We start from the raw sequence: 24198 nt of genomic DNA, 5'->3' as shown, positions 1-24198 counted from the left end.
GGCGCTACTCCCCCGGCAGCCGCGCAGAGGCGTGTTCGACGCTTGCGGCTCCCACTGTCGCCCGCAGTCTGTCCAGCAGTGCGTTTACCCGCGCCACATCAAGGTGGGCATGGTAATCGTCGCCGACCTGCATCACCGGAGCCATCTCGCAGGCGCCGAGGCATTCGACCGTCGAAAGCGTGAACAGCCCGTCCGGGGTGGTGCCGCCTTTCCTGATCCCCAGCACTGTTTCCAGATGGTCTAGCAGGTCCTCCGATCCGCACAGCATGCAGGAAACATTGTTACAGAGCTGCAGGTGGAACATCCCCACCGGTTCGGTATGGAAGAGGGTGTAGAAGGTCGCCAACTCGTAGACCCAGATTCGCTCGACTCCGAGAATGTCGGCGACCTCTTCCAGCACTGGCCCAGGCAGATGGCCATGTTCTTCCTGCGCGATCAGGAGCGCGGGCATGATCGCAGAGCGCTGGTCGGGATACCGCGCCGCCGCCTCTTCGATCTTTTCGCGCATAGTCATCGCATTCAAATCCTTGCTACTTGTCCACCTCCGCCATCACAGGGTCGAGGCTGCCGAGCACGGCGATCATGTCCGCCAGATAGCGGGCGTTGGTGACCCCGAAGAGGGCCTGAAGGTTGACGAACGAGGGTGCCCGCACCTTCATGCGGAACGGTTTTGGCGACCCGTCGCTGATGATGTAAAAGCCAAGCTCGCCCTTTGGCGCCTCGATCGCCGAATAGACCTCGCCCTTCGGCACCTTGAAGCCGTAGGCCGACAGGTCGAAATGCTGGATCAGCGCCTCCATCGAGCAGTGCACCCGATCCTTGTCCAGCGGGAAGGCGATGGTCGGCATGTCGATCTGGAACGGCCCCTCAGGCATCTGGTCGATGCATTGTTCGATGATCCTTATGCTCTCGCGCATCTCATCGACGCGGCATCGCCAGCGTGCATAGCAATCGCCCTCGTCACGGGTGATGACGTTGAACGCCAGCCTATCATAGATCTCGTAGGGCTCGTCGCGGCGGATGTCCCAGTCGACACCGGAAGCACGCAGGTTCGGGCCGCTGAGGCCGAGATCGATGCCATCCTCTGCGGAGATCACGCCGATCCCCTTCGTGCGATTGAGAAACACCCGGTTATCTTCGAGCAGTCGCTCATAGTCGCGGATACGGTTCGGGAAAATGTCGCAAAACTCCCGGATCTTGGGGAAGAACCCGTCAGGCAGGTCCTCGCGCACCCCGCCGACCCGGCAGAAGGACGTATGCATGCGCGCACCGGTGATCATTTCCAGGAGGTCCATGATCATTTCGCGCTCGCGCATGACGTAAAGCAGCGCGGTCATGGCGCCGAGATCCATCGGCAGCGCGCCCGTGATCAGGAGGTGACCGGAGATCCGGGCCAGCTCGGCCATCATCACGCGGATAAACTGCGCTCGGATCGGCGCTTCTATGCCGAGGAGTTTCTCCACCGCCAGCGCGAAGGCGAGGTTGTTCGAGGGTGGACAGAGATAATCGAGCCGATCCGTCAGCGGGAAAATCTGGGTATAGGTGAAGCTCTCCGCCAGTTTTTCGGTGCCGCGATGGAGATAGCCGATATGCGGATCGACGCGCTCGACGAACTCGCCGTCCAGTTCGAGGACGAGCCGAAGAACCCCATGGGTGCTGGGGTGCTGCGGACCGAGGTTGAGAAGCACCTCCCTGGTATTGAGCGCTTCACCCTCAGGCCTGCTGAGCTCGGTGACTTCAGTCATCTCAATGTTCCGGCGTAGAACGGCCCCCTTACGGAATGTCCCTGGTGGCAAGGTCGGGCTGCGTTGGCGGCGGACCCTCGGCACCGAAGGGGTTCAATTTGTCCTTATAGCCCCTGAGGGGGAAATCCTTACGCTGTGGGAAGCCCTCGAAGCCTTCCCACATGTAGATTCGGCGCAGATCGGGATGTCCCTCGAACCGGATACCGTACATGTCCCAGGCCTCACGCTCATGCCAGTTGGCGGTGCGCCAGACTCCCGTGACCGACGGCACTTCAGGAGGATCGCCAAGTCGGCACTTAATGCGGACCCGCCACCTGTTGGGCAGCGAATAAAGATGGTAGACCGCCTCGAACCGCGGCGTTTCGGGGTAATGATCGACCCCGCAAATGTCCGACAGGAAATTGAATTGCAGCGACGGATCTTCTTTCAGGAAACGGCAGAGCTCAACGATCCTCTCGGGCGGAACGGCAAAGGCGTCGATACCGTGCGCAGTGCCGAGGTCGTCGATTGTTTCTCCGAAGCGCTCCATGATCGGAGCGCGATTGAGGGGCGGCTCCGCACTCATGATGCTATAACCCGATCCAGAGGTGTGCCGGCGAGCGCCCGGGACTTCTTGATCTTTTCTTGAAGCAGGAGGAAGCCGTGCATCAGCGCCTCGGGCCGGGGCGGACAGCCGGGCACATGCACATCGACTGGCACGAAGGTTTCCGATCCCTGCACCACGGCATAGGTGTTGTAGACGCCGCCCGAAATAGCGCAGGTGCCCATTGCGATCACCCAGCGCGGTTCCGGCATCTGGTCATAGAGCCGCCGCACGACGGGCGCGAATTTCCGGGTCACTGTGCCGGCGATAATCATGACGTCGGATTGTCTCGGCGAAGGGCGGAACACCACGCCGAACCGGTCGAGATCGTAGCGGGCGCAACCGGCCGAGATCATTTCGATGGCGCAGCAGGCAATGCCGAAGGTTTCCGGCCACAGCGCCGACCTCCGGCTCCAACTGATGATGCTGTCGGCCGTGGTGAACAGCACGCTGTCGCGAATCGCATTGTTTACGCCTCCCATTCCAGCGCTCCTTTCAGCCAGGCATAGGCGAAGCCCACGAGAAGCAGCAATATGAAGACGATCATCTCGATATAGCCGACCAGTCCGATCTCTTTCAGGACGACGGCCCAGGGAAAGAGGAACATCGCTTCGACGTCGAAAACGACCAGCAGGATTGCGAGGATAAAGAACGGCACCCTGAAGCGGCCCGCCGCCGCCTCGCCCGCGGCCTCCATACCGCATTCATAGGGCATGTTCTTGGCGGGATAGGGATTGGATGGGCGCAGCAGCGAGGAAACGAACAACGTCACCCCCGCCACCAGAACGACTCCGGCGATCATGAAAAGAACCGGTAAGAATTCCATTGCAGCCATATCACTGCACCGGTTGCCCACCGACCGTTCATCCCGAACGGGTAAGTCGGTCACGCCACGGCGCGACTGGACAATCCTTTCTCTGCCTCCAAGTTTATTCCGTCGGTGTGATCATTGCAAATCCAATCGCTCACCCGCCAAGGACCGAATCTTGGGCAAGCTTCAGGAACCACGACGGAAATAGCCCGATGCCGACGGTGCCGGCGGCGGTGACGGCGAGCGTCGCGCCCACCAGAGGCGTCAGCGCCGGGGCGAACGTCCTCTTCGGCTCGCGCATGTAGATCACCATGACGATGCGGATGTAGAAATAGGCGGCGACGGCGCTGAGCAGCACTGCGATTACTGCCAGGATGACGAAACCATGCTGGACGAGGGCGACAAGCACGTAAAACTTGGCGAAGAACCCGGCGGTCGGCGGAATGCCGGCCAGCGAGAAGAGATAGAGTAGCATCAGGAGCGCCAGCCCCGGATGTGACTTGGCGAAACCTGCATAGTCTTCGATAACCTCGCCCGAGACATCGCCGTTCCGCATCATGATGACGGCGCCGAAAATGCCGAGATTCATGATGGCGTAGATCAGCAGATAGAGCATCACGCTGGCGATCCCATCGGCGCCGCCAGCGGCCACGCCGAAAATGGCGAAGCCGGCATGGGCGATGCTGGAATAGGCCAGGAGACGCTTGAAATTGTCCTGCACCAGCGCCACGAAGCTTCCGAGCGCCATCGTCACCACCGCAATGACGGCAACGATGATCCAGACGTCCGAGGCTGCGACCAGAGGGTTGAGGAATACCCGCAGGATCACCGCGAACCCCGCTGCCTTGGGGCCCACCGACATGAAGGCGGTGATCGTTGTGGGCGCGCCTTCATAGACGTCCGGCAGCCACATGTGGAAGGGAACCGCGCCGACCTTGAAGACCAGCCCCGCGACGATGAAGACCACCGCCAGCAACAAACCTGGATCGAGCGGATCGCCACTCACGGCCGCAGCCATCCCGTCCAATTGCGTTGTGCCGGTCAGCCCGTAGACCAGCGAAACGCCGTAAAGGAAAATCCCGGTCGAGACCGCGCCAAGGATTACATATTTCAGCGCTGCTTCGTTGGACCGCCGCTCAAGCCGCAGGAAGCCGGTCAGCACATAGGTGCAAATCACCATCAGTTCGAGGCCCACATAGATCGACAGGAGATCGGTCGCCGAGGCCATGATCATCATGCCGGAAAGCGCAAAGAGCAGCAGGACATAATATTCGCTGCTGCCGATCCCTTCGATATCGGCATATTTTAGCGAAAGGAGGAATGTCAGAACGGTGGCTAGGTAGAAAACGAACTTGAAGAAGACCGAGAAGCGGTCGGCGACGAACATGCCCGTGTAGGCTGGCCGTACCTCGCTTGCCAGCATGAGTGTCGCCAAGGCGGCAATCAATACGATCGCGACAGACGCCCAGACAAGGAAATGTTCCTGTCCCCTTCGCACAAACTGTCCCAGGATCAGCAGGATGCAGGCGCCGGTGATCACCACGATCTCGGGCAGGCTCGCCAGGGCCGACTGGAAAAGCGCGGCGGCGGTCATGGGCCGCTCCCCCTACTGTTCACCTGCGTCAGCAGATGCTTCACCGAGGCATCGATGATGTCGAGGAAGGGTTTCGGATAGAGCCCAACCCAGAGCACGAAGACGGCCAGCGGCAGGATCGCGGCCATCTCACGGGCGTTCACGTCGCGTGTCTTCAACCGGGTACCGACGCTGGCCGGGCCGAGCGCGATTTTTCCGTACATGCCAAGCAGATAGGCAGCCCCCAGCAATGCGCCCAAAACGGCGGCAGAGCCAGCGACCAGATTGGCCGCAAACCCGCCTGACAGCACCAGCAACTCGCCCACGAACGAATTCGTTCCCGGCAGCGCCATCGACGACAGGGTAAACAGTGCCAGAAACGTGGTGTAAACAGGCGCCACCTTCATCAACCCACCATAGTCGGCGATGCTGCGGGTATGGGTGCGCTCGTAAATCAGCCCGACGAACAGGAATAGGGCGCCTGTCGTCACGCCATGATTGAACATCTGCAGGATACCGCCCTCGAGCCCTCGGAGATTCAGCGCAAAAATCCCAAGCGTCACGAAGCCCATGTGGCTGATGCTGGAATAAGCCACAAGCTTCTTCAGATCGTCCTGCGCCAGCGCGAGCAACCCGCCATAGACGATCGCAAGCCCCGAAAGCGCCAGCATCAGCGGCGAATAATACATCGATGCCTCCGGCAGCATCGGCAGCGAGAACCGCAGGAATCCGTAGGCGCCCATCTTCAGGAGCACTCCGGCGAGGATAATGCTGCCCGCTGTCGGCGCCTGCACATGGGCGTCCGGCAGCCAGGTATGGACCGGCACCATCGGAACTTTGACCGCAAAAGCGACCAGGAAGGCGAAGAACAGCCAGGACTGGATGCGGAATGGCAAATCCTGTTCCGTCAAAGCGAGGATATCGAAGGTCCTGCCACCGTAGAAATAGAGCACGATGACGCCGATCAGGAACAGGAGGCTGCCCGCCAGCGTGTAGAGGAAAAACTTGATCGCCGCATAGACCCGACCCTCGCCGCCCCAGACGCCGATGATGAGATACATCGGGATCAGCATCGCCTCCCAAAAGACGTAGAAAAGGAAGAGATCGAGCGCGCAGAAGACCCCGAGCATCAGCGCTTGCATGAAGAGCAGGCAGATCATGAATTCCTTCACCTTGCGGTCGATCGCGACCCAGGAGGCGAGCACGCAGATCAACCCCAACAATGCGGTCAGGAACACGAAGAGCGCGCTAATTCCGTCGATGCCAAGGGCATAATTGATCCCGAGCGCGGGCACCCACGGGTGCGTCTCGGTGAACTGCATGGCATGGATCTTGGTGTCGAATCCGACCAGCATGGCGATGCAAAGAGCAAGGTCGAGGACGGTGAAAGAGAGCGCGCTCCACCGCACTACATCGTCATCGCGCAGGAACATGAGAACCGCGGCCCCGACAACGGGTGTGAATATGATGAGGCTGAGCAGCGGGAAGCCCATGGCACCCCCTACCGCCACGCCACGACGAAGACGGCGGTGGCTGCGATCAAACCGACGATCATCGCCAGCACGTAATGGGTCACGACGCCCGTCTGGAGCCGCCTGAGCCGCCCGCCGCCGTGCAGGATCGAGTGGGCGACGCCATTCACGACGGCATCGACGCCGGTCAGATCGAGACGGAGTCCTGCCCGCGCCGCGCCGTGCAGCAAGGGCAGCGCCGCGGTCTCGGAGACATTGCTCACCGCCTGCTCATAGCGCGCCAGCGGCCTTTCGGCGAGCCACATGAAGGCCCGCGCACCCTTGCGGTAAAACCAGTCGGTGTCGAGGCTGATCGTGTTCTCGGGATCGAGCGCCCAGAGGAACAGCACGAACCCCAGGGCGGTGCACATCAGCAGCCCGAGGCTCTCCGTGACATGCGAACCCGTATAAGGTTCGAAATCCACCGGATAGGGCAGAAGCGCATAAAGCGGCTGGGGGAACACCCCGATCGCAATGCAGAGCACCGCCGCAATGCCCATGGCAATCAGCATGTTGCGCGGCGGCTCGCGCGCCTCCAGTTTCCGGTCAGTCCCGAAGAACATGTAATAGGGAAGCTTGAGGCCAGTGTGCAGGAACGTCCCGGACGATGCCATGGTCAGCGCCAGCACCACCAGTGCGCGGTGATCCGCTCCTGCGGCCGCTATCACCATCGATTTGGTGACGAACCCCGAGAAGAACGGGAAGGCCGAGATCGCGAAGGCGCCGACCATGTAAAGCGCCACGGTCAGCGGCATTGTCTTGTGAAGCCCGCCGAGCTCGGTGAGCTTGCGTCGGCCGGTGACGTAGATGACTGCACCGGCACCCATGAACAGCAGCGCCTTGTAGAGGATATGCGCGAAGGCGTGGCTGGCGGCTCCGTTCAGCGCCATCTGGGTGCCGATGCCGATACCCGCAATCATATAGCCCACCTGGCTGACGATGTGATAGGCGAGAAGCCGTCGGCAATCGTTCTCCAGCACCGCGTAGATGACGCCGTAGAGCGCCATGATGGTGCCGAGCCAGACAAGGAGCTCGGTCCCCGGAAAGGCTCGCGCCAGCACATAGACGGCGGTCTTGGTGGTAAACGCGCTCATGAACACCGCCCCGGTGACCGTCGCCTCCGGATAGGCATCGGTCAGCCAAGCATTGAGCGGCGGCACGGCGGCGTTGAGGATGAAGCCGGCGAGGATCAGGTAGTCTCCGACCTCCATTCCTCCGTTGGTGAGGGCCCCCGCGATCGGGCCGAAAAGCAGTGAACCGGTGGCGAGCCCGTGGGAAATGATGCCGCCGAGCAGGACGACGCCGCCGGTGATATGGACCATGAGGTAACGGAACCCGGCCCGGATTGCCGGTCCAGCACGCTGCGCGAAGACCAGATAGGCGGAGGCGAATGCCATGCCCTCCCAGAACAGATAGAGGGTCAGGTAGTCACCCGCAAACACTACGCCAAGCGCGCTGCCGACATAAACGAATGCCGCCACGTGCTGGCCGGTATCCGTCAGGTGCAGCGCGTAGACCATGCCGATCAACGCCATGATGGTGAAAACGGTGGCGAAGACGATGCTGAGCTTGTCCACCTTCGCGATCAGGATCTCCTGCCCGATGAATCGCGCTTCGCCATAGCTGCCCGGTTCCATGGCAAGTACGGCAAGGATCGCCAGCGCAGGGATCAGCAGCAGATAGGCCTTGCGGACCGACCCGCTGAGGAAAGGGATCGGCACGGCGCCGAGAATAAAGAGCAGAGCTGGATGGATGAAGTCAGTCATAATAGTCCTCGCGCCGCATCAGCCCGACCCGATGGCCGAGAACCTTGGAAACGAAGATAAGCAGGACGCAGGAGACGAAGCCGTAGACGGCGGACCAGCCCGGCAGCCGGTCCCACAGATATTCGGCATGTTCGCGAGAGACCAGAAAGTCGGCGACGACGATCAGGACCAGCACGAGGTAGAACAGTCGGCGGCGCGACCTCGCATACTGCTCGGCACCAAAGAAGTCGACGACACGCTTGTTCATCGGATCACTCCATCTGCCAGAGTGAGAAAATAGCCCGGAAAAATGCCCATCAGCACCGACAGGATCGCCGTCGTGACCAGCGGAATCGTGACCAGCGGAATTTCACGGACCGTCGTCCGGCTCTCCTGCTTCTCCGCCTGGAAGAAGGCGGCATAGCTGACCGGCAGGAAATAGGCGGCGTTCAGGACCGAGCTCACCAGGAGCACGACCAGGAACGCGGTCTCTCCCGCCGCCACGGCGCCCTCCGCCAGATACCATTTGCTGACGAAGCCCGCGGTCGGCGGTATCCCGATCATGCTGAGTGAAGCTATGAAAAATGCCCCCATCGTCCAGGGCAGCCTGCGGCCGATACCGGCCATGTCGCTGATGTTGCGCTTGCCGGACGCGCAATAGATCGAGCCGGCGCAGAAAAAGAGCGTGATCTTGGAGAATGCGTGCGCTGCGATGTGGATGATCCCGCCGACCATCGCAACCGGCGATAACAGAACCGCGCCCAGCACGATGTAGGAGAGCTGGCTGACCGTCGAATAGGCGAGCCTGGCCTTCAGGTCGTCCCGCGTGAGGGCGTAAACCGACGCCATCAGGATCGTGAACGAAGCCAGATAGGCCGTGGCGATGCCGAGGCTCAGCCCATCCACCAGCCCCGTGCCGAAGACATGGAACACCACCCGCAGCACGCAGAACACGCCCATCTTGACCACTGCCACTGCATGCAAAAGCGCGCTGACCGGTGTCGGCGCGACCATCGCGGCGGGCAGCCAGGCATGCATCGGCATCACAGCGGCCTTGGCGAAGCCGAAAAGATAGCAGAAATAGACGATCGTCAGCAGCGCCGCGGGGGCGTCGCTCCCCGCCAGCAGCCCCCCTGCGACAAAGTCGAGCGACCCCGCAATATGGTAGGTCAGCGCCAGTGCGGCGAGCAGCGCGCTTTTCGATGCGCCCATCAGATAGACGAGGTACTTGCGGCCGCCCCTCCATCCCTCCTCGTCCTCGTGGTGGTAGACGAGCGGATAGGTAACGAGACTGAGCACTTCGTAGAAGATCACCAGCGTAAACAGATTGGCGGCGAAGGCGCCTCCGGCGGCGGCCGCAAGACTGCCGGCGAAGCAGGCGAAGAACCGGGTCTGCGCATGCTCGTTCAAATGCCGCATGTAGCCGATGGAATAGATCGCCGCCACGATCCACAGCAGCGACGACACGGTGGCAAACACCATGCCGAGCGCATCGACCCGGAAGGCAAAGTCGATCCCCGGCAGAATCTCGAACAGGCGCAATTCGACCGTCCCGCCAGCCAGCACCGTGGGCGCCATCGACAAGACAATCGCGAACATGGCGATCGCGGCCAATGGCGAGACCAGATCGCGAAGTCTTTCGCGGTTATGCAAAAGGAGAACTGCAAGGGCCGCCAGACCGGCGACGGCGATGGCAAGCAACGGCCGGATCGATACAACCGGGTCCAAAGCCGCTATCCTTTCATCACCGTCACGTCGTCGATCTTGAGGGTGGATTTGTTCCTCACGAGGGCAACCAGGATACCGAGGGCGACGGCAACTTCCGCCGCGGTGATTGCGATGACGAAGATCGCGAAGATCTGCCCGCGGAAATCGGCGTGGTAACGCCCGAAAGCGATGAAATTGATGTTGACCGAGTTGAGCAGCAGCTCCAGCGACATCAGTACGATGAGAATATTGCGCCTGAGCAGCACGCCCGCCGCTCCGATCACGAACAGGACCACTCCAAGCACAATGTACCACCAGAGCGGAACCATCACCCCTGCTCCTTCCGCGCCAGCATGATGGCGCCGACCAAGGCCGCCAGCAGGATTACGGAGGCGGTTTCAAACGGCAGGAGATAGTCGGCGAAAAGCGCTGTGCCAAGCTGCCTGACGTCATCGCCGCTGCGCATCGCGACTGGCTCCATGACCGAAAAGCGGTTGCTCCAGAGCACCAGCACGAGCATCTCGACCCCGAGCAGGGCGAGCAGGACCAGAGCTGGGAGGTTGCCGCCTGGCAGGAACCGCTGCAACACCGCTTCGCGCACATCGATCATCATGATCACGAACAGGAACAGGACCATGATCGCGCCGACATAGACGAAGATCTGGATAACCGCGAGCAAAGGTGCCTGGAGCAAGACGAAGATTGCCGAGACCTGCAGGAAACACGCCATCAGCGCCAACGCGCTGTGAACCGGATTGCGCGCCAGGACCACCGTCAGGGCCGTGATCACGGATACCGCAGCGAACAGAAGAAAGAACCCCTGATCCATCGACGCCGACCCTCCGACGCGAACTGCCACTCGGCGCGAGACGGCCGGATTCGAGACTGCGCCGCAACTTCAGATGCCTTCGCAAATTGTGCCCTAGTATCGGATTTTTCACAAGATTATTGTCATCGGGGGAGCAAGATCGAGCCGGTCCGGACGTGGCCGACGGTCGCTTGCCAAGCCCGCGCTTTCGATCGGATTGCACCTATTTTATTGTTCCATAGGCAAATGGGATTACCCGGTAGGTACCTAGGTTTGGTTACGGCGTAGTGGGAAATTTCTTCCAGCTAACACCGGCCGTTCCGCCGAAGTTGCAAGTCTCTCTGCCATCAGGCCTTGGCATCCAAATAACAATGCCCGCCAACGCGGGCTTGTTTGTTTGACAACGGGTCGAGGAGTCTTACCGCGTACCCTGATCCAGGCGCGTGCGGATCGCGTTCATCTGCTCAATCTCCGCACGCTGGCCGCGCGAGATGTTGGCGCAGAGAGCAACCAGTTCAGGATCGTTGAGGACTGCTTCCCGGCACATGAGGATTGCACCTGAATGATGCGGCACCATAGAGGCGATGAATTGGCGGTCGTCTATGAGAGCCTGTGTGCGAGTGCCTGCAAAGGCCGCGACGAACAGGATCACCAGACCGGCATGGATGGCGGCGTTTAGCTTCCTGTTCCGGTACATGCCGCCCATGGTGGCGAGCATGATGATGCCCATCGGGGCCACCATCATTAACGCCATGTAGAGCATGTTGAGATTATTCCGGAAATCGCTCCAGCCGTCGATCATTGAAAACATCACGAAGTACATGGCGATCAGGCTGAGGATCATGTTGACCGCGAACATGGAATAGGGGTGCCTGCTCATCCCCTCATGTCGGGAATTGTGGTGGTTGCGCATTGCTAGCTTCCTTCCGGCCTTCGGACCGAGTCGGAAGGCGGTTAGAGCAATTCCAGGAAAAGTGCGAAGCCGTTTCCCTCCGGAATCGCGTAAATCCAAAAGGTTGGAGCGGTTCTGCGTTTCCGTGAAAAGCTGAACCGCTCCAGATGTTTCCGAGGCAACAACTCGGAGGCATATCGCCTTAACCTTGCATAAGCGGGTTGGTTCCCGGATCGGCAGCAAGAGGATCACACATGGCCAGCGCGCACGACTTCGATGCCATCATCTACTGTCAGCCAATCTTTCGGCTGGCTAATCCCCCTCTTTCAGGGAGAAGGCCAGCACATAGTCGCCGACGTCAGTCGAATTTGCCGCTCCGCCAACCGAGACCAGCACATATTGTTTGCCTGTCCTCGGTGAGACGTAGGTCATCGGCGTCGCACTCGAGCCGACAGGCAGAGGATGTTTCCAAAGCTCATTGCCGTTCTCGGCGTCATAGGCGCGAATGTAATAATCCTGGGAACCGGCAAAGAAGACGACGCCGCCGGCAGTCGCAGATGTGCCAGCATAGGTCGGCAGGCCCATCGACATGGGTAAATTCATCTTGATCTTGAACGGTCCGAGCTGTTCAGCAGTCCCGGCCGGCACCTGCCACGCGATTTTGCGTGTGCTCAGATCCACTGCTGTCACCATCCCCCATGGTGGCTGCGTGCAGGGAATGCGCAGTCTCGACGTCCACTTCTCGGTCGTCATACCATAAGGTGTGCCGCGCTGTGGAGCGGAGGGGCCGTGCGCCGTCGTGACGAGGGCGAAATCGACGTAATCGGCCCGCGGAACGAGGGCGAAGATGCTGGGTACGCGGATGTCGTTCATGAACACGCGGTTGTTGGGGAGGTCGAGCGAGACGCTTCCCCAGTTGAGGCCGCCCAGATTTCCCGGCTGCTGAAGTGCAGGATGCGTGCCGATCGGGGTGAAGTCCCCGTCGTAGCGCATCTTGCGAAAGGCGATGCGGCAGGCCAGCTGATCGAACATTGTCAGGCCCCAGGCCCGCTGCTCCGTCACGCGTTCCGCGCCGATGGTCGGCATGCCGACCGAATAAGGCTGTGTCGGCGACAGTTTCTCCTCCGGCGCGCCTCCCCTCTGCGGCACCGGCTTTTCCTGAACTTCGGCGAGGGGAAGGCCGGTCTGGCGATTGAGCAGGAAAAGCTGCCCACGTTTGGTGGTCTGCAAGATGGCCGGCACGATGGCGCCATTGCCATCGGGCAGGTCGATCAGCGCTGGTTGGGCCGGCAGATCATAGTCCCAGATATCGTGATGCACGGTCTGGAATTTCCACCTCTCCCTACCCGTCGTCACATCGAGCGCCACCAACGTCGCGTTATACTGATCGGCGAAAGCCGGGCGATTGGCGCCGTAATAATCCGGCGTGGTATTGCCGAGCGGGGCATAGATGAGGCCGAGCTTGTCGTCGAACGCCGCTGTCGTCCACATATTGGGCGTGGCGCGCGTATAGGTCTTGCCTTCCGGCGGAAGCTTGGTGATCGCAGGATTGCCGAGATCCCAGGCCCATTCGAGCTCGCCGGTCACCACATTGAATGCGCGGATGACGCCTGACGGCTCGCCGACCTCCTGATTGTCGGTGACCCAGCCTCCGATGACAATCAGGTTGCGGGCAATCAACGGAGCCGATGTCTGGAAATAGTAGCCGGTCTTGACTTCACCCATGCCCTGGGAGAGCTGCACAGTACCGTTGTCGCCGAAGGCCGTGCACGGCGCGCCGGTCTTGCTGTCAATCGCGAGGAGGCGGGCATCGATGGTCGTCTGTATCAGACGCTCGTCGCAAAGGCCATCGGGCGATCGGTGTTCCTCCGGCATCTTGTAATAGCCGAGGCCCCGGCAGCGCTGCCAATAGGGCGCCGACGCTTTGGGGTCGAACGTCCAGCGGGGTTTTCCCGTATCGGCATCAAGAGCTGTGATCACATTCGTCGGTGTGCATGTGTAGACCGTATCCCCGATCTGCAGAGGTGTATTCTGATCGACGCCGTCGCCCCTTCCGGTTCGATATGTCCAGGCAAGGTCAAGCTGGGCAACATTGCTGCGGTTGATCTGGTCGAACGGGGAATAGCGATCTCCCGCTGTGCTGCGGCCATAGGATGTCCAGTCGGAAGGGGAGTTGTCGCCCTTGGCGGTCTTGTAAGCCGGGGTGTCTGCAGAAGGGCGGATCACCTCATGCGGGATGAAGGCAAAACCGAATCCTGCAGCAAACAGAATGGCGGCAAGCAGGGCGCCGCCGTGGAAGAGCTTTCGGTCGACGGTGGGCAAGCGCGCTGGTGCAAAGAGCAACGCAAATCCCGCCAGTGCGATGGGGGACATCAAGCGTGCGAAGAGTGCCCAGAAATTGGTGCCCGATTCCCATAACGCCCAGGGAAGAGTGAAAACGGCGACAAGCAGGACAATCAATGCGCCGAGAGGCTTCCGGCGCCACAGCAGAACTGCCGCAACGAGGTAGGCAAGTCCTGTGATTGTGTAATAGGGCGAGCCGCCGAGGCTGAGCAGCAAGGCGCCGCCTCCCGTCAGGCCCAATCCGATAAAGGCGAGAACGATACAGAACAGAGCGGCCAGTAATTTCATCGTCTCCTCATCCAATTCGCTGCGCAATAGCCCGCATTCGTCTCCGACCATCGAACGGCGCCTCCGGCAGCACAGAGCGTTGGACCGATGGTCAGGTGTTCGTCCCGAAGACAGGCAGTCCCTTCAAATTTTTCATGATGTAGCTGCGGTCACTGACACGTGTCCCCGGGCCGGCGAAGATGCTTGCGATTGCGTCAAAACTTCTGAAAGGGGCACAGATGGTTCTCGGCGAAAAGCTTGATCTGGCGAAGGGGCGGCCGACAGGATTCGATTACATGCGATTGCTGTTGGCCTTTTCGGTGCTTTGGATACATACGGCTCGTGTCACCTATGGCGATGATCTGTTTTTGTGGGAAACACCCCTGCGTCCCTTTATCAAGTCGGTACTGCCCATGTTCTTTGCCCTGAGCGGGTTCCTGGTTGCCGGCAGTCTGGCGCGATCGAAGACGTTGATCTCCTTTCTTGGCAATCGGTTTATCCGGATTTACCCCGCTCTCGCAGTGGAAGTGTTGCTGGCTGCTTTTATACTTGGAGCGATCTACACCGAGTATGACCTCAGTAACTACTTCACCGACGCCCAGTTTTTTACCTATCTGCTTAATGTCAGCGGACACATTCACTTCAATCTTCCGGGAGTGTTCCTGAACAATCCTGACGCCGCCATGGTAAATGGCCAGCTCTGGACCGTGCCTTTCGAACTTGAATGTTACGTCGCGATCGCCGTGCTTTTCCTGCTCGGCGTGGTCAAGCGGCGTGCAATCGCGCTGGTGGCAACGGCGGCGTTGATCGTAGGTTTTGGGCTTGCGAGATATTGGAAGCATGAAAGCAACTGGGCATCCATGCCGACGACCGCGTCGGGGAATTTGCTGATCGGCGCCTTCCTCGTGGGCGTGACCATTTATCTCTACAGGGACAAGATTCTGTGGGATGTCCGCATCTTCATCGCTTCCGTTGCCGTCATATTGTGGGCTTACTGGTTCAGCTCTTTTGGGGACTTCGTTGCCATTCCGGCTATTGGATATGTAACGGTCTTTCTCGGCCTCACCTCGCCCCGCAAGCTCGGAGTGCTTCAGGGGGCCGACTATTCCTATGGCGTATTCCTCTATGGCTATCCCATCCAGCAGGCCTTCGTCGCGCTCGGACCCTGGGCGCATAACTGGTGGCTGAACGGGATCGTCTGCAGCCTGATTGTCACTTGTTTTGCCGCCTTCTCGTGGCACTTTATCGAAAGGCCTGCGTTGGGGTTGAGGAAACAGGTGACCTGGCTTGAGAACCTGTACCTGCAGCGCGGTTCAAGACGGGAGTTGGCCGGCGCGGTTTTGAAATAGGCTTCCGGTCGCCATCGGAGAGCCCGCAAACCGAAGCCGACCAGCGAAGAGATCATCGCGATTTGCCGTCACAGCGGCTCTGACTGCTTAATGCTGATGCTGGGCTTATGCCATCGCATGATGCCTCAAGCAGTCATACCGTGTGACGCTTCAGTCGAGCCGTTCGATTTAGATTTGCCCCCTAAGAAGCGGAACGGCGGAAAGTCCGATAGAGCCGTATTGGCGGCTACCAGGTTCGGTCACGATGCCGATCCAAGGGAGGCGGGGTCGTAGCGATTTTCATGCCTTCTCTGCGGATGTCGCTGCGCTGAGCCAGGCATGTTCTGCTGGACTGTTTCGATTTCGTCCCCGGAGACATTCTTCCAATATTTCCAGCCTTCGCCTTGAATGAGCCCATGATCGGACAAGTCCCTCCAGCTTGCGTAAGTGCCTGTATCGTCACAAACGAAGCCGCCCATCCCCTTGTCAGCGGAGTAAACAGTGTATTCTTCCGTATGCTGAGAAAGGTGCTCGGCATCGGCAACCTTGTGCACGAAGGTCGATAGGAATTTGAAGTGGAGAAGGGCGGCGGATACGCAAATCGCGCCACGCATGTCTCCCAGATTCAGGGAGAGCGGCCAGACCTGGTGTGATGATTTGAGAAACAGCCGTTCACCTGTCACATATACGAGAGGGATCTTGTTGAGCGCCGGCCCGTCCCAGAGCCGATCGCGAAAATAGATGCGTCCGCGGACGCCCCCTTTGATCCACGTTGTCCTGTTGCGGTCGTCGAAATGTGCGACGTAGCCGGACCGGTCGAATAGATTGCAGACTTCGAGCGGGTTGCGGCCGGGTTCACATATGTTTTCGAGAACGGGACGCTCGCTGTACATGTCGATCATGACCGAGCGGAGGGAATGACCGCCGGTGGATTCGATATAGGCGGTCAGCTGATCGATTGGCCGAGTGTCGCAATGCGGGTAGACCAGGAACTCGTCTGCATCGACATAAAGAACCCATTTCTCCTGACAGTGCCGGTTGATGACCTCGTTGATCCAGTCGTTTCCGAACCTTGCCGCCTTGTAGGAGCCATGAGCCGAGAGAAGCGAGACGTCGTCGAAACCGGACAGCAATTCTGCCGTTCCGTCCGCCGAGCCGTTGTCGATGCAGATGAAGTGCTCGAAACCGAGATCGCGATAATATTGGAGGAAGAATGCCAGCCGATGGCCCTCGTCACGGATGACGCAGATGACGACGTGGCGGGCCTGTCTGAGCCCACTGCGCAGCACGTCATAGCGAACTTGCCGAGCCTTGAGTGACCGGCGCAGGCGGGCTTTTGCGTAATGCGAGATACTGGCGACGGAAGCCCGATAACTCATTTTCAATCCTGAGCTCTATATGCGGATCTTTATTTGTTGGGTCGGACCAGTATGCGTCATCATACTGCGTAGTCGCCAACCAGCAGGTTCTGAACCCGCGGGTGGGCGCCGTTCCTTTCGATTGCGTGTTCGAGGCGTGCCCGTATCGACCGATATTTATAGAGTATCTTCCGATCGAGGCTTATTCCGCGATAGAGCGCGTTATAAATCGGATGGGCTTTGCGCAGATCCACATAGACTTGGCTTTCACGATCTGTCCATGGAAAGAAGGTCCCATGCCATGGCTTTGGATGCGCCATATAGTGGACGATCGCCAGTGACGACATGTTCACCAGATGCAGAAACTGCTTGGGAAAGTTCCAGCGGTTGGACACGAGGATGAGCGACGAACCGCAAACATAATTTAATGCGCCCTGATCATGTTTGCCCTCGCAAGCCTCGGGATTTCTGGCAAAAAGCTCAAGCGCCTCCTGTCCGATCCAGCCGTTGCGATGGAATTTAAGGACCCCTGCATTGAAGTAGTGGTTGTCCTTCCCAGTGTTGAGGAAGTCCTGGATTGCCGTGTAATCGCGGGCCGCGAAAAACCGGCCTTCAGGCACGTTGGCGTTTTCGAGTTTGCCGAGATCGCTGACGATCTGGGTATCGCCATCGAGATAGATGATCTGGCTGTAATGGGTGGGCAGGATCTCGCAAAGGACTAGTTTGGCCATCGTGCTAACGCTGATGCGCCCCTGAAAATGCGAACTGTCAAGCTTGCCGAGCGAATCCTGCAGTGCGTCGGTCGCATCTGCCAATTCGACCCCGCTCGCGGCGAGCAGGGCCTTCAACTCGCCGAAATTGTCGAGACGTTCAGACATAAGCACGCAAACGTCGGTTGCGGAACTTGCGAATTTGCGAGCCTGAAGCGCGGAAAGGATAGTCGGAAATGAATATTCCACATCCGTGACGTAGACAACGCACTGATTGTTCATGTCATCACCCTTCCGGTTGTCTTGAATGCGAGTGAATGGCTGCTCTCTTCAGGGTTGAGGGAGCAGTTGTTGATTGACCCGGCTGACCTGTCGTATGACAGTCCGGTCGGGTATATATTGCGGATCGCAGGACCGCTCGTTTGCTGAAACAGCGTCCCGCCTCCGGTTGTGTGTTCCATTGTTGAGACGCTCGTCATGGAGAAAGCCGTGCCTATCACAGGACTGTGCTTCGATATCTTGAACCGTGGCAGGACGATTGGTGCCAGGGTCCTTGTCGAAATGCAGAGGGAAGGAAGATGGCCATGCTGATCACCACCCTGGTGGCGGCCGTGATTTCGATAGCCGCCGGCGCTTCGATCCGCGCTTGGGCCTTCGCGATTTTCGCAATTCTTGTGGCTATCGGCTTCGGCAGCCTGGCATTCGCCGACGGCTCCTCGCTGATCGCAGCGATCGCTTCCGGCCTCGCTCTCCTCGTGCTCATGGAGATCGGCTATCTCGCCGGCGTCTTCCTGTCGGGTTTTGCGCGGCGTAGCGCCAGGCTGCGGCAAAGCAATTCCGCCGCCGATAGCATAGCACCCACCAGCGAGCGCCAGCAGGGCTGATGTTGAAACACGACCGGCCACGCGTCCTTCCGAGGACCGTGGTGCGGAACTGCGTTCCTCCCGCGTTCCAACGCCGGTATTTCCTGACGGATGCAGCGGCTTTTGGCCTTGAACGAAATTCGCGGCTGGGGTCATCACGCTGCAAACACCGGCGCTCTCCTCAGAGATGCCGATGCCTCCGGTCGATGCCGATTTGCGACAGATCGGGTCACTCGATGCTGCGAGACATAGGGAGCGGCCAGGCAACCGGCAGCCAAACCCGCCGTGGTGCTGAACAGCAGGCCAAGATCGGTGCCGCTTCCTGAAATCGCCGCAGAGACGATCTGTGAGATCGTTGCCATAATGGCGGCGTTTCCGATCGCATGTGTCTCCCGATCGCCCGAGACCTGCCGGCTGGGGGCTCTGACGAGGCTGTACAGGAAGGCGGCGAAGAGAAGCGTGCCGGTCAATCCGACGTTGGACAGCAATGCGGCGATGAAACTTGACGCTCGAACAGTTCCGAGCCCGGCGCCGAAGGTTGCAGTATCGACGAATGCGATCAAAGCCAGCGTGTTCCAAGCGGTACGCTCCTCGCCGGATTGCGATTGGAGTTTGTCCGATAGGGTGGTGTTGACGAGGCTCGTGATCGAGTCCCACGCATCGGGGACAAGGCTGAGGGCTACGATGGCGCAAGGGATCAGGAAGAGGGTTATCGCCAGGAAAGTCATATGCGAGCTCTTAGCCGACCCGGCAATCATACGTTTGAAGCAGAAAAGCACGAGCATGCAGACAACGAAGAGCCCGGCGATATAGGCGGTTGTCGACGTGCAGAGCAGGATCGTGGGGCCGATGAAAAGCGTTGCCATGCCGGCCATGCGGCTTCGGACACGCTCCAGCCAGAGCAGAAGAGTGAATGAAAAGTAGGCCAGTGCGACCGTCCCGTATATGCTCGCTTCGGGAAAGGCGCCGACGATGCGTTTGAAACCGCTGATCGTCTCGGCCGTGTGCATGGTATAATTCGCGTTTCTAATGACATCGAGCAGGTAGGACTGTCCGGTCAAAAACGTTCCGATGTCGAGCAAGGCAAAAGCAAAACATGCGCTTGACGCGACGATCAACTGTTGTGCGATGAAGCGTGCATATCCGAGCCTCGCAAGCCCAGAGACCATGGCAAAGCAGGCGAGATCGCCGAGCAGATAGACTGATTGGCTAAGGTTGGATGAGCCTGGCGACAAGGGGGCGGCCACCGTCGACATCATGCCGGTCGCATCTCTCGCAGAGGAGTAGACAAGGGTCGCGCCCGCAAAAATGCGCGGCAGGAAGAAAGACGACAGGACGGAAAACAGGATATAGGCGGCAAACCAGAAGCCAGACCCCGGATAAGCGATGCTCGCCAGCGCCGCTTGGGTCTGGACTGGACGCAACAAGGTGGCGGCGACGATAAACAGGAGCAGAAGATGGCTTGGCTGGATACTGCTGCCGCCGAGCGCCGGCAATTGCAGAGCCGCCGCGGCTCCCAGCAGCGTCAACAGGCAGAGGGTCGTCACTGCAAAACGAGCGCCATTGACGATGGCGAGGAGGCCAAGCAGGAGAACGATGAAACCGAGTGGCTCTATCGACATGCGTCAAATCCCATGCGAGGCGATAGCCGCCAGCTGTCGTCTCTGATCATCATCGCGCCTCCTAATTCGAGCCCGTCTGGGATATCCAACCGTGACCCGCTCGATCATCGCCGGCCACATCAGACGACGGGAGTGTCGAGCTCTGGGCCTGGGGTAGGGGCCGTATAGGCGAAGTAGGCGCCTGAAGATCGGTTTCCAAGCCGATCTCGACAAGATCATGCGGCAGCAATGCGGTTTGCTCGTCGGCGACGATGTTGCTGGAGGTTCCATCGTTATTGCGACGCACAATCCTGTAGTTCTTCTGGGCTCTGCCAATACCCGGCGCCTCCGTGTTCATCTGAGCAAGTTGAGCGTCGTAGCCGGCCTGCTCGCCAAGAAGCTGCGCCACCTGGATATCGATCGCCGCTCTGCCGATCGCGAGGTTGACCTGATTCAGCAACTCCTGGTTTTCGCTGTTCTGCCTATTGACTATATTGATCTTGGAACGGCCGGCCTCACTGAGGCCCTGCCGAGCCGTGGTCAGCGCAACTTCGAGATCGATCAGGGTACCTTGGGCATCCGCAACCCAGCGGTCGACAGACACCTGGCGGGAATTGCTGACCAACCCCTTGCTCACCAGGCTGTTGACGTTGTCCAGTTCCTTTTGGGCAAGGTCAATCTGCCGCTTTTGCGAACTGATCTTGGCCTCGAGCGACTCGACCTGCTGACCATAGAGGCGGGCGAGGTCATTCGCCGCTTCGATCTGGCTATCGATATCGACGCGACGAAGCCGCATCAGGTTCAATTCCTGTGCCTTCAGCTTGTCGACGTCGGGCGTTCCCACGAGTTCGGCAGGAATCTCGAAACTCTGCGCACCGGCGATTTCCGCTCGCAGCCGGGCCTGCCGCATCAGGAGATCCCGCCGGTTGAGAACGGCGGTCCGAAAGGCCCCGGCCGCCTGAATCCGGTCGCGCTCGAAATAGGTATTGTCCTCGCGTTCCCGCAGAAAGCCGCCAGCGATGCTGATGGCCTTCATGACCGTCATCCGCGGTTCAAAAGGGTAGCGTCCCGGAGTTTGAACGGTGCCGGTCACAAAGATCGGAGCATGCTCGGCAACCTCCACGGCGATGTATGGCTTGCCAGGAAGTTCCGCCTTTTCGGCGAGCGCGCTGGCGATGGCATCGGCGAGTTCTTCGGATGTTTTTCCGGACGCCTGTACATGGCCAGCGATCGGGATGGACAAGTCGCCAGTATCGTCGATGGTATAGACGCCATCGAGAGCTTCCCAGCTGGCATAGCGGGAATCCGCTGAACGCCATTCGACGACACGAAGTCTGACCTTGTCTTCCGCCACGAGGGTGAATGTTTGCGCGCGGGCGACGCTCCAGCCGGTCAAGCAGCAGAAAACCAGCAAGGCGAGTGCGGAGACGACGCGATCGGGCAAGAATGTGGACTGCATTGATCTATCTCCGTTTCGTTGCGATAGGCGGCGACGCCATTGCGCGGGACGGCGGATTGCCGAATTCGAGAATGCGGGACGGTGCGGAGCGCCCGGCAAGAAGATCGGCGATCGCCAGAAAATTGCCGTTCAGACGACCCCATCGGTCGACCAAGCGATCGTTGAACACTATGCCCAATGCGTTCGCCAGGATGTTGCGGCCGATCTGCGCTGTCGCGCGGGTCTTCGACATCGTGCCCTTGCGGATCAGGTAGATAGGATTGGCAACCTGCGAATAGCCGAGTCTCCGGCCAGGCTGCCGCCCGGATCTAACGCCGAGATGCACTCCGCGGGCGCCTTCAACGCGCACGGACCTGCCGTAGCGGGCAATGGACCTGCTGAAATCGACGTCCTCAAGCCAGCCATAGAGCGGCAGTTGCTCGTCAAACGCCAGTGCGTGTTCGAGGACGGGGGCCAAGCGAACCGCCATATTGCAGCCGTATGCATTATAGACATCCGTAACCCGCTCGGACCCTTCGCCGGCAATGTGAAGAAGCTGCAGGGCCTTCGACATGTCGAGCCCCCCATCAAGGACGCCGTCCGCCAGGACTTCGCCGGTGGCGATCGCGACGTCAGGCTTTGTTGCAAAGACGGCCATCATTCGTGACAGGAAGGTTGCCGCGGGAATGAAATCGTCGTCCAGGAAGATCAAGACATCCGTATCGGCCGCGGCTGCCCGGATGATGCTGTTGCGCTGGGAGGTCAGGCCACGACTGCCGACAATGACTTCCACGTCGAGGCGGCCGGCGAGCCCGGCGGCGTCGTCGATCCCCGGCACGCAGACGATTAACCGCTGCGGCTGATCCGGCAGGCCGGCGAGATATTCGATCGTTTCCAGCAGGATCGAAGGACGCCCCGCCGAAGCAATTCCGATGGCAATCCGCAACGGTTGGCTCGGAAGCGGCGCTATTGCTTTCGTGTCGTGGGAAACAGTCGTCGGTGCGATCCGGTCGCCCTGCCTGGACGTTTCTGCCGAACGGGCGGTCATGACTGCATGCTCTTCGGGGCTTGATTGATGATTGCGCCGAGGATCTCCGCGCCGACGTTCCGCATCGTGTCGATGACGCGCATGGCGTCGTCGATCGATGTGCGTCCGTACGAGGCGACAACCAAGACGCCGTCCAACTCCGGCGCGATGGCGTTGGCATCCGGTGACGCGGAGAAGGCGGAAATGTCGACGAATATGGCGTCGAACTGCTTTTTCAGCTCGGCAAAGCTCAATTGCGTGCGGCGGGAACTCAGGCGAATGGCCGGTGTTACGGTATCCACCTTGCCGAGCGGCAGGAACTTCAGCGTCGGGGTGAGCGGCAAGGCGGCCGTCTGAATGAGGTCGCCATTGTCGAGGACATCGACGAGACCGCTTGAACTATGGGGCGCGAGCGCGTTGCTGAGCGATGATTTATGCGCGGCCGCATCAATCAAAAGTGTTTTCGCTCCAGATACCGATGACAGCACAGCAAGATCACTTGCGATGGTCGATGTTCCGCTGCCTGGATTGACGGCGACCACTCCGATGACGATCCGGCGCTTGCGCCGAAGTCCGACGACCGTTGCGCTCAGCTCCGCCATGCCAGGAATAGGGGGGTAGGCGGCTCTGCTGCTGTCCGTCCCGGCGGGGAAACGAGCCGGGTCGCCGTTCCCTATCCTTTTCGATGTCGCCAGCACTGTGACGAAGGGCAGACCGCAGGTTTCCGTGATCTGATGCGGGCGGACGAGCCGGCGGTCGCTGGCGTGCCTTATCATCGCGAGTGCGAGACCGGCACCGAGGCCGACAACCGCCGCAAAGGCTGCGATGAGCGTGCTGCGTGGTCTCGCCTTCGAAAGAGGCAGCGTGGCTTGCGAGACGATCGTCGCATCGGAGATCGGATAAGTGATGCGCTGCCTGGCTTCGGTCAGCTGGTTCAAGGTGCTTTCATACAGGGTTCGGCGGGCATCCGTCGCGCTCTGTAGCTCCGCAAGCTTGGCCTGGTCGCGTGGATTGCTCGTGAAACTGGCGAGGGCGCTGGCGGTATCCGCCAGCCCTCGCTGTTGCTCGGCTATGAATTTCGCCAGCCAGTCGCTGTATTGGCGGGCGGCGTTGGCTTTCATCGCGATATTCTTCTGGATATACTGTCTGGCAAGCGTGTCGGCGATGTCGACGGCCTTCTGAGGGTTGGATGCCGCAGCTGATATCTCGATGACCATCGAGTTTCCGATCCGTCGGATGTCCATCATGTTCAGCAGTTTGGCGGTTGCCCAGTCCTGGAGCCGTTCCTCCTCTGTCCGCGGTTGCGCTTCGCTCGCTCCCTTGCCCGCCGTATCCTGCGATGGAATATCCGCTTGCGATGAAAGCCCCATCAACCAATTCTTCGCTCTGTCTTGCAGGGAAGGCGTCTGATCGACAAACTCCGCGTCGTGAACAAGACCAAGTGCTGCGACCGTTCCGCCGACGACATCGCTCGATCTGGCGATCTCCAGCTGTCCTTCGATGAATGCATCTTCCGCGAACGCCCTCTGTGCGTCAGAGCCGCCCACCTGGGGGAAGATCACCAGCTGCGTGCTGGCGACGAAAGTCGGTTCGGCGGTCAGCAGGTAGCTTCCGGCGATCGCCAGGAAAGCGATGGTGGTCACGACGATCCAATGCCAGCGCATTTTCAAAAAGAAGAGCATATCCCGCAGCGTCAGCGGCGAATTCCCGCCGCCTGTGGCTGCTGCAGGCAGGGATATGGGAGAGACACCGCTGAAGATCGTGCTGGAGGTCATGTCGTCCTAATCCGGAATGGGAAATCAAGGAATAACCAGGTAATGGCAGCTAGGAGGAGACGGGGAGAAGCGCATCGCCCCATCTCGGGCACGGTCGGCGGCCCCCTGAACGC

At 59.8% G+C, this 24198-nt stretch carries 22 protein-coding genes; 2 read left to right on the top strand and 20 right to left on the bottom strand.

The features are described 5' to 3' along the window. Positions 1-4: 4 nt before the first annotated feature. The 14 genes from nuoE to NMA58_RS16275 form a co-directional block, all read right to left on the bottom strand. Positions 5-514: an NADH-quinone oxidoreductase subunit NuoE gene (nuoE, locus tag NMA58_RS16340; RefSeq protein WP_221113605.1), complete on the bottom strand. Its 510-nt coding sequence runs from the start codon at positions 512-514 to the stop codon at positions 5-7. A 16-nt stretch (positions 515-530) separates the two neighbouring features. Beyond that, positions 531-1745, bottom strand: a complete 1215-nt coding sequence (nuoD, locus tag NMA58_RS16335) for an NADH dehydrogenase (quinone) subunit D (RefSeq protein WP_434711253.1) — start codon at positions 1743-1745, stop codon at positions 531-533. 28 nt (positions 1746-1773) lie between these two features. Beyond that, a complete protein-coding gene (locus NMA58_RS16330; protein WP_434711251.1) occupies positions 1774-2310 on the bottom strand; it encodes an NADH-quinone oxidoreductase subunit C in 537 nt (178 codons plus the stop codon). After that, positions 2307-2810: a NuoB/complex I 20 kDa subunit family protein gene (locus NMA58_RS16325; RefSeq protein ID WP_097600733.1), complete on the bottom strand. Its 504-nt coding sequence runs from the start codon at positions 2808-2810 to the stop codon at positions 2307-2309. The genes NMA58_RS16330 and NMA58_RS16325 overlap by 4 nt, the downstream gene beginning before the upstream one ends. Further along, on the bottom strand, positions 2798-3163 hold the full coding sequence (locus NMA58_RS16320) for an NADH-quinone oxidoreductase subunit A (RefSeq protein WP_434711249.1): 366 nt from the start codon (positions 3161-3163) through the stop codon (positions 2798-2800). Before NMA58_RS16320 ends, NMA58_RS16325 begins: the two co-directional genes overlap by 13 nt. A gap of 130 nt (positions 3164-3293) precedes the next feature. After that, complete coding sequence (locus NMA58_RS16315; protein ID WP_434711247.1) at positions 3294-4733, bottom strand: NADH-quinone oxidoreductase subunit N; 1440 nt, start codon at positions 4731-4733, stop codon at positions 3294-3296. Further along, positions 4730-6205 carry an NADH-quinone oxidoreductase subunit M gene (locus NMA58_RS16310; protein WP_434711245.1) on the bottom strand — a complete coding sequence of 492 codons (1476 nt, stop codon included), beginning with the start codon at positions 6203-6205 and terminating at the stop codon, positions 4730-4732. The genes NMA58_RS16315 and NMA58_RS16310 overlap by 4 nt, the downstream gene beginning before the upstream one ends. Positions 6206-6213: 8 nt before the next feature. Next, positions 6214-7989: a Na(+)/H(+) antiporter subunit D gene (locus NMA58_RS16305; protein ID WP_434711243.1), complete on the bottom strand. Its 1776-nt coding sequence runs from the start codon at positions 7987-7989 to the stop codon at positions 6214-6216. Next, on the bottom strand, positions 7982-8236 hold the full coding sequence (locus NMA58_RS16300; RefSeq protein ID WP_434711241.1) for a hypothetical protein: 255 nt from the start codon (positions 8234-8236) through the stop codon (positions 7982-7984). Before NMA58_RS16300 ends, NMA58_RS16305 begins: the two co-directional genes overlap by 8 nt. Beyond that, positions 8233-9696: a monovalent cation/H+ antiporter subunit D family protein gene (locus NMA58_RS16295; RefSeq protein WP_434711239.1), complete on the bottom strand. Its 1464-nt coding sequence runs from the start codon at positions 9694-9696 to the stop codon at positions 8233-8235. The genes NMA58_RS16300 and NMA58_RS16295 overlap by 4 nt, the downstream gene beginning before the upstream one ends. Before the next feature lie 5 nt (positions 9697-9701). Beyond that, positions 9702-10004: an NADH-quinone oxidoreductase subunit NuoK gene (nuoK, locus tag NMA58_RS16290; protein ID WP_097600726.1), complete on the bottom strand. Its 303-nt coding sequence runs from the start codon at positions 10002-10004 to the stop codon at positions 9702-9704. Beyond that, entirely contained in the window at positions 10004-10504 is a 501-nt protein-coding gene (locus tag NMA58_RS16285) for an NADH-quinone oxidoreductase subunit J family protein (RefSeq protein ID WP_085779254.1), read from the bottom strand. Before NMA58_RS16285 ends, nuoK begins: the two co-directional genes overlap by 1 nt. A 397-nt stretch (positions 10505-10901) precedes the next feature. After that, entirely contained in the window at positions 10902-11396 is a 495-nt protein-coding gene (locus tag NMA58_RS16280) for a DUF305 domain-containing protein (RefSeq protein WP_434711236.1), read from the bottom strand. A gap of 291 nt (positions 11397-11687) precedes the next feature. Continuing rightward, the gene (locus NMA58_RS16275; protein WP_434711234.1) at positions 11688-14006 is read right to left on the bottom strand and encodes a membrane-bound PQQ-dependent dehydrogenase, glucose/quinate/shikimate family; all 2319 of its coding nucleotides are present in this window, start codon (positions 14004-14006) and stop codon (positions 11688-11690) included. 218 nt (positions 14007-14224) lie between these two features. Here NMA58_RS16275 and NMA58_RS16270 point away from each other — a divergent pair, with 218 nt between their 5' ends. Beyond that, positions 14225-15334: an acyltransferase family protein gene (locus NMA58_RS16270; RefSeq protein ID WP_434711232.1), complete on the top strand. Its 1110-nt coding sequence runs from the start codon at positions 14225-14227 to the stop codon at positions 15332-15334. 239 nt (positions 15335-15573) lie between these two features. On the opposite strand, the gene NMA58_RS16265 is transcribed toward NMA58_RS16270, so the two are convergent. Continuing rightward, complete coding sequence (locus NMA58_RS16265; protein WP_434711230.1) at positions 15574-16692, bottom strand: glycosyltransferase family 2 protein; 1119 nt, start codon at positions 16690-16692, stop codon at positions 15574-15576. Between the two features lie 59 nt (positions 16693-16751). Continuing rightward, on the bottom strand, positions 16752-17663 hold the full coding sequence (locus tag NMA58_RS16260; protein ID WP_430958610.1) for a glycosyltransferase family 8 protein: 912 nt from the start codon (positions 17661-17663) through the stop codon (positions 16752-16754). 302 nt (positions 17664-17965) lie between these two features. Between NMA58_RS16260 and NMA58_RS16255 the strand changes: the two genes are divergently transcribed. Then, on the top strand, positions 17966-18265 hold the full coding sequence (locus NMA58_RS16255; protein ID WP_085779249.1) for a hypothetical protein: 300 nt from the start codon (positions 17966-17968) through the stop codon (positions 18263-18265). Positions 18266-18399: 134 nt separating this feature from the next. Here NMA58_RS16255 and NMA58_RS16250 read toward each other — a convergent pair whose 3' ends face one another. From NMA58_RS16250 to NMA58_RS16235, 4 genes are all read right to left on the bottom strand, one after another. Beyond that, positions 18400-19866: a hypothetical protein gene (locus tag NMA58_RS16250; RefSeq protein WP_434711228.1), complete on the bottom strand. Its 1467-nt coding sequence runs from the start codon at positions 19864-19866 to the stop codon at positions 18400-18402. A 61-nt stretch (positions 19867-19927) separates the two neighbouring features. Next, positions 19928-21304, bottom strand: coding sequence for a polysaccharide biosynthesis/export family protein (locus tag NMA58_RS16245; protein WP_434711226.1), 1377 nt, complete (start codon positions 21302-21304; stop codon positions 19928-19930). Positions 21305-21308: 4 nt separating this feature from the next. Next, positions 21309-22331 (bottom strand): glycosyltransferase family 2 protein, encoded by a 1023-nt coding sequence (locus NMA58_RS16240; RefSeq protein ID WP_434711224.1) that lies wholly within the window; start codon positions 22329-22331, stop codon positions 21309-21311. After that, a complete protein-coding gene (locus NMA58_RS16235; protein ID WP_434711222.1) occupies positions 22328-24085 on the bottom strand; it encodes a polysaccharide biosynthesis tyrosine autokinase in 1758 nt (585 codons plus the stop codon). The genes NMA58_RS16240 and NMA58_RS16235 overlap by 4 nt, the downstream gene beginning before the upstream one ends. Positions 24086-24198: the final 113 nt, after the last annotated feature.

It is taken from the genome of Rhizobium sp. YTUHZ045, from assembly GCF_051124255.1.
In the GTDB taxonomy this organism is placed as follows: domain Bacteria; phylum Pseudomonadota; class Alphaproteobacteria; order Rhizobiales; family Rhizobiaceae; genus Rhizobium.
This window is presented reverse-complemented; position numbering and strand designations above follow the sequence as displayed.

What these genes read in the sequence shown, in the direction of transcription:
- NMA58_RS16320 (WP_434711249.1), bottom strand. Translation starts at nt 3,163, where the DNA reads ATGGCTGCAATGGAATTCTTACCGGTTCTTTTCATGATCGCCGGAGTC.
- NMA58_RS16270 (WP_434711232.1), top strand. Translation starts at nt 14,225, where the DNA reads ATGGTTCTCGGCGAAAAGCTTGATCTGGCGAAGGGGCGGCCGACAGGA.
- nuoE (WP_221113605.1), bottom strand. Translation starts at nt 514, where the DNA reads ATGACTATGCGCGAAAAGATCGAAGAGGCGGCGGCGCGGTATCCCGAC.
- NMA58_RS16325 (WP_097600733.1), bottom strand. Translation starts at nt 2,810, where the DNA reads ATGGGAGGCGTAAACAATGCGATTCGCGACAGCGTGCTGTTCACCACG.
- NMA58_RS16260 (WP_430958610.1), bottom strand. Translation starts at nt 17,663, where the DNA reads ATGAACAATCAGTGCGTTGTCTACGTCACGGATGTGGAATATTCATTT.
- NMA58_RS16275 (WP_434711234.1), bottom strand. Translation starts at nt 14,006, where the DNA reads ATGAAATTACTGGCCGCTCTGTTCTGTATCGTTCTCGCCTTTATCGGA.
- nuoD (WP_434711253.1), bottom strand. Translation starts at nt 1,745, where the DNA reads ATGACTGAAGTCACCGAGCTCAGCAGGCCTGAGGGTGAAGCGCTCAAT.
- NMA58_RS16255 (WP_085779249.1), top strand. Translation starts at nt 17,966, where the DNA reads ATGCTGATCACCACCCTGGTGGCGGCCGTGATTTCGATAGCCGCCGGC.
- nuoK (WP_097600726.1), bottom strand. Translation starts at nt 10,004, where the DNA reads ATGGTTCCGCTCTGGTGGTACATTGTGCTTGGAGTGGTCCTGTTCGTG.
- NMA58_RS16305 (WP_434711243.1), bottom strand. Translation starts at nt 7,989, where the DNA reads ATGACTGACTTCATCCATCCAGCTCTGCTCTTTATTCTCGGCGCCGTG.
- NMA58_RS16285 (WP_085779254.1), bottom strand. Translation starts at nt 10,504, where the DNA reads ATGGATCAGGGGTTCTTTCTTCTGTTCGCTGCGGTATCCGTGATCACG.
- NMA58_RS16250 (WP_434711228.1), bottom strand. Translation starts at nt 19,866, where the DNA reads ATGTCGATAGAGCCACTCGGTTTCATCGTTCTCCTGCTTGGCCTCCTC.
- NMA58_RS16240 (WP_434711224.1), bottom strand. Translation starts at nt 22,331, where the DNA reads ATGACCGCCCGTTCGGCAGAAACGTCCAGGCAGGGCGACCGGATCGCA.
- NMA58_RS16235 (WP_434711222.1), bottom strand. Translation starts at nt 24,085, where the DNA reads ATGACCTCCAGCACGATCTTCAGCGGTGTCTCTCCCATATCCCTGCCT.
- NMA58_RS16300 (WP_434711241.1), bottom strand. Translation starts at nt 8,236, where the DNA reads ATGAACAAGCGTGTCGTCGACTTCTTTGGTGCCGAGCAGTATGCGAGG.
- NMA58_RS16330 (WP_434711251.1), bottom strand. Translation starts at nt 2,310, where the DNA reads ATGAGTGCGGAGCCGCCCCTCAATCGCGCTCCGATCATGGAGCGCTTC.
- NMA58_RS16245 (WP_434711226.1), bottom strand. Translation starts at nt 21,304, where the DNA reads ATGCAGTCCACATTCTTGCCCGATCGCGTCGTCTCCGCACTCGCCTTG.
- NMA58_RS16310 (WP_434711245.1), bottom strand. Translation starts at nt 6,205, where the DNA reads ATGGGCTTCCCGCTGCTCAGCCTCATCATATTCACACCCGTTGTCGGG.
- NMA58_RS16315 (WP_434711247.1), bottom strand. Translation starts at nt 4,733, where the DNA reads ATGACCGCCGCCGCGCTTTTCCAGTCGGCCCTGGCGAGCCTGCCCGAG.
- NMA58_RS16280 (WP_434711236.1), bottom strand. Translation starts at nt 11,396, where the DNA reads ATGCGCAACCACCACAATTCCCGACATGAGGGGATGAGCAGGCACCCC.
- NMA58_RS16265 (WP_434711230.1), bottom strand. Translation starts at nt 16,692, where the DNA reads ATGAGTTATCGGGCTTCCGTCGCCAGTATCTCGCATTACGCAAAAGCC.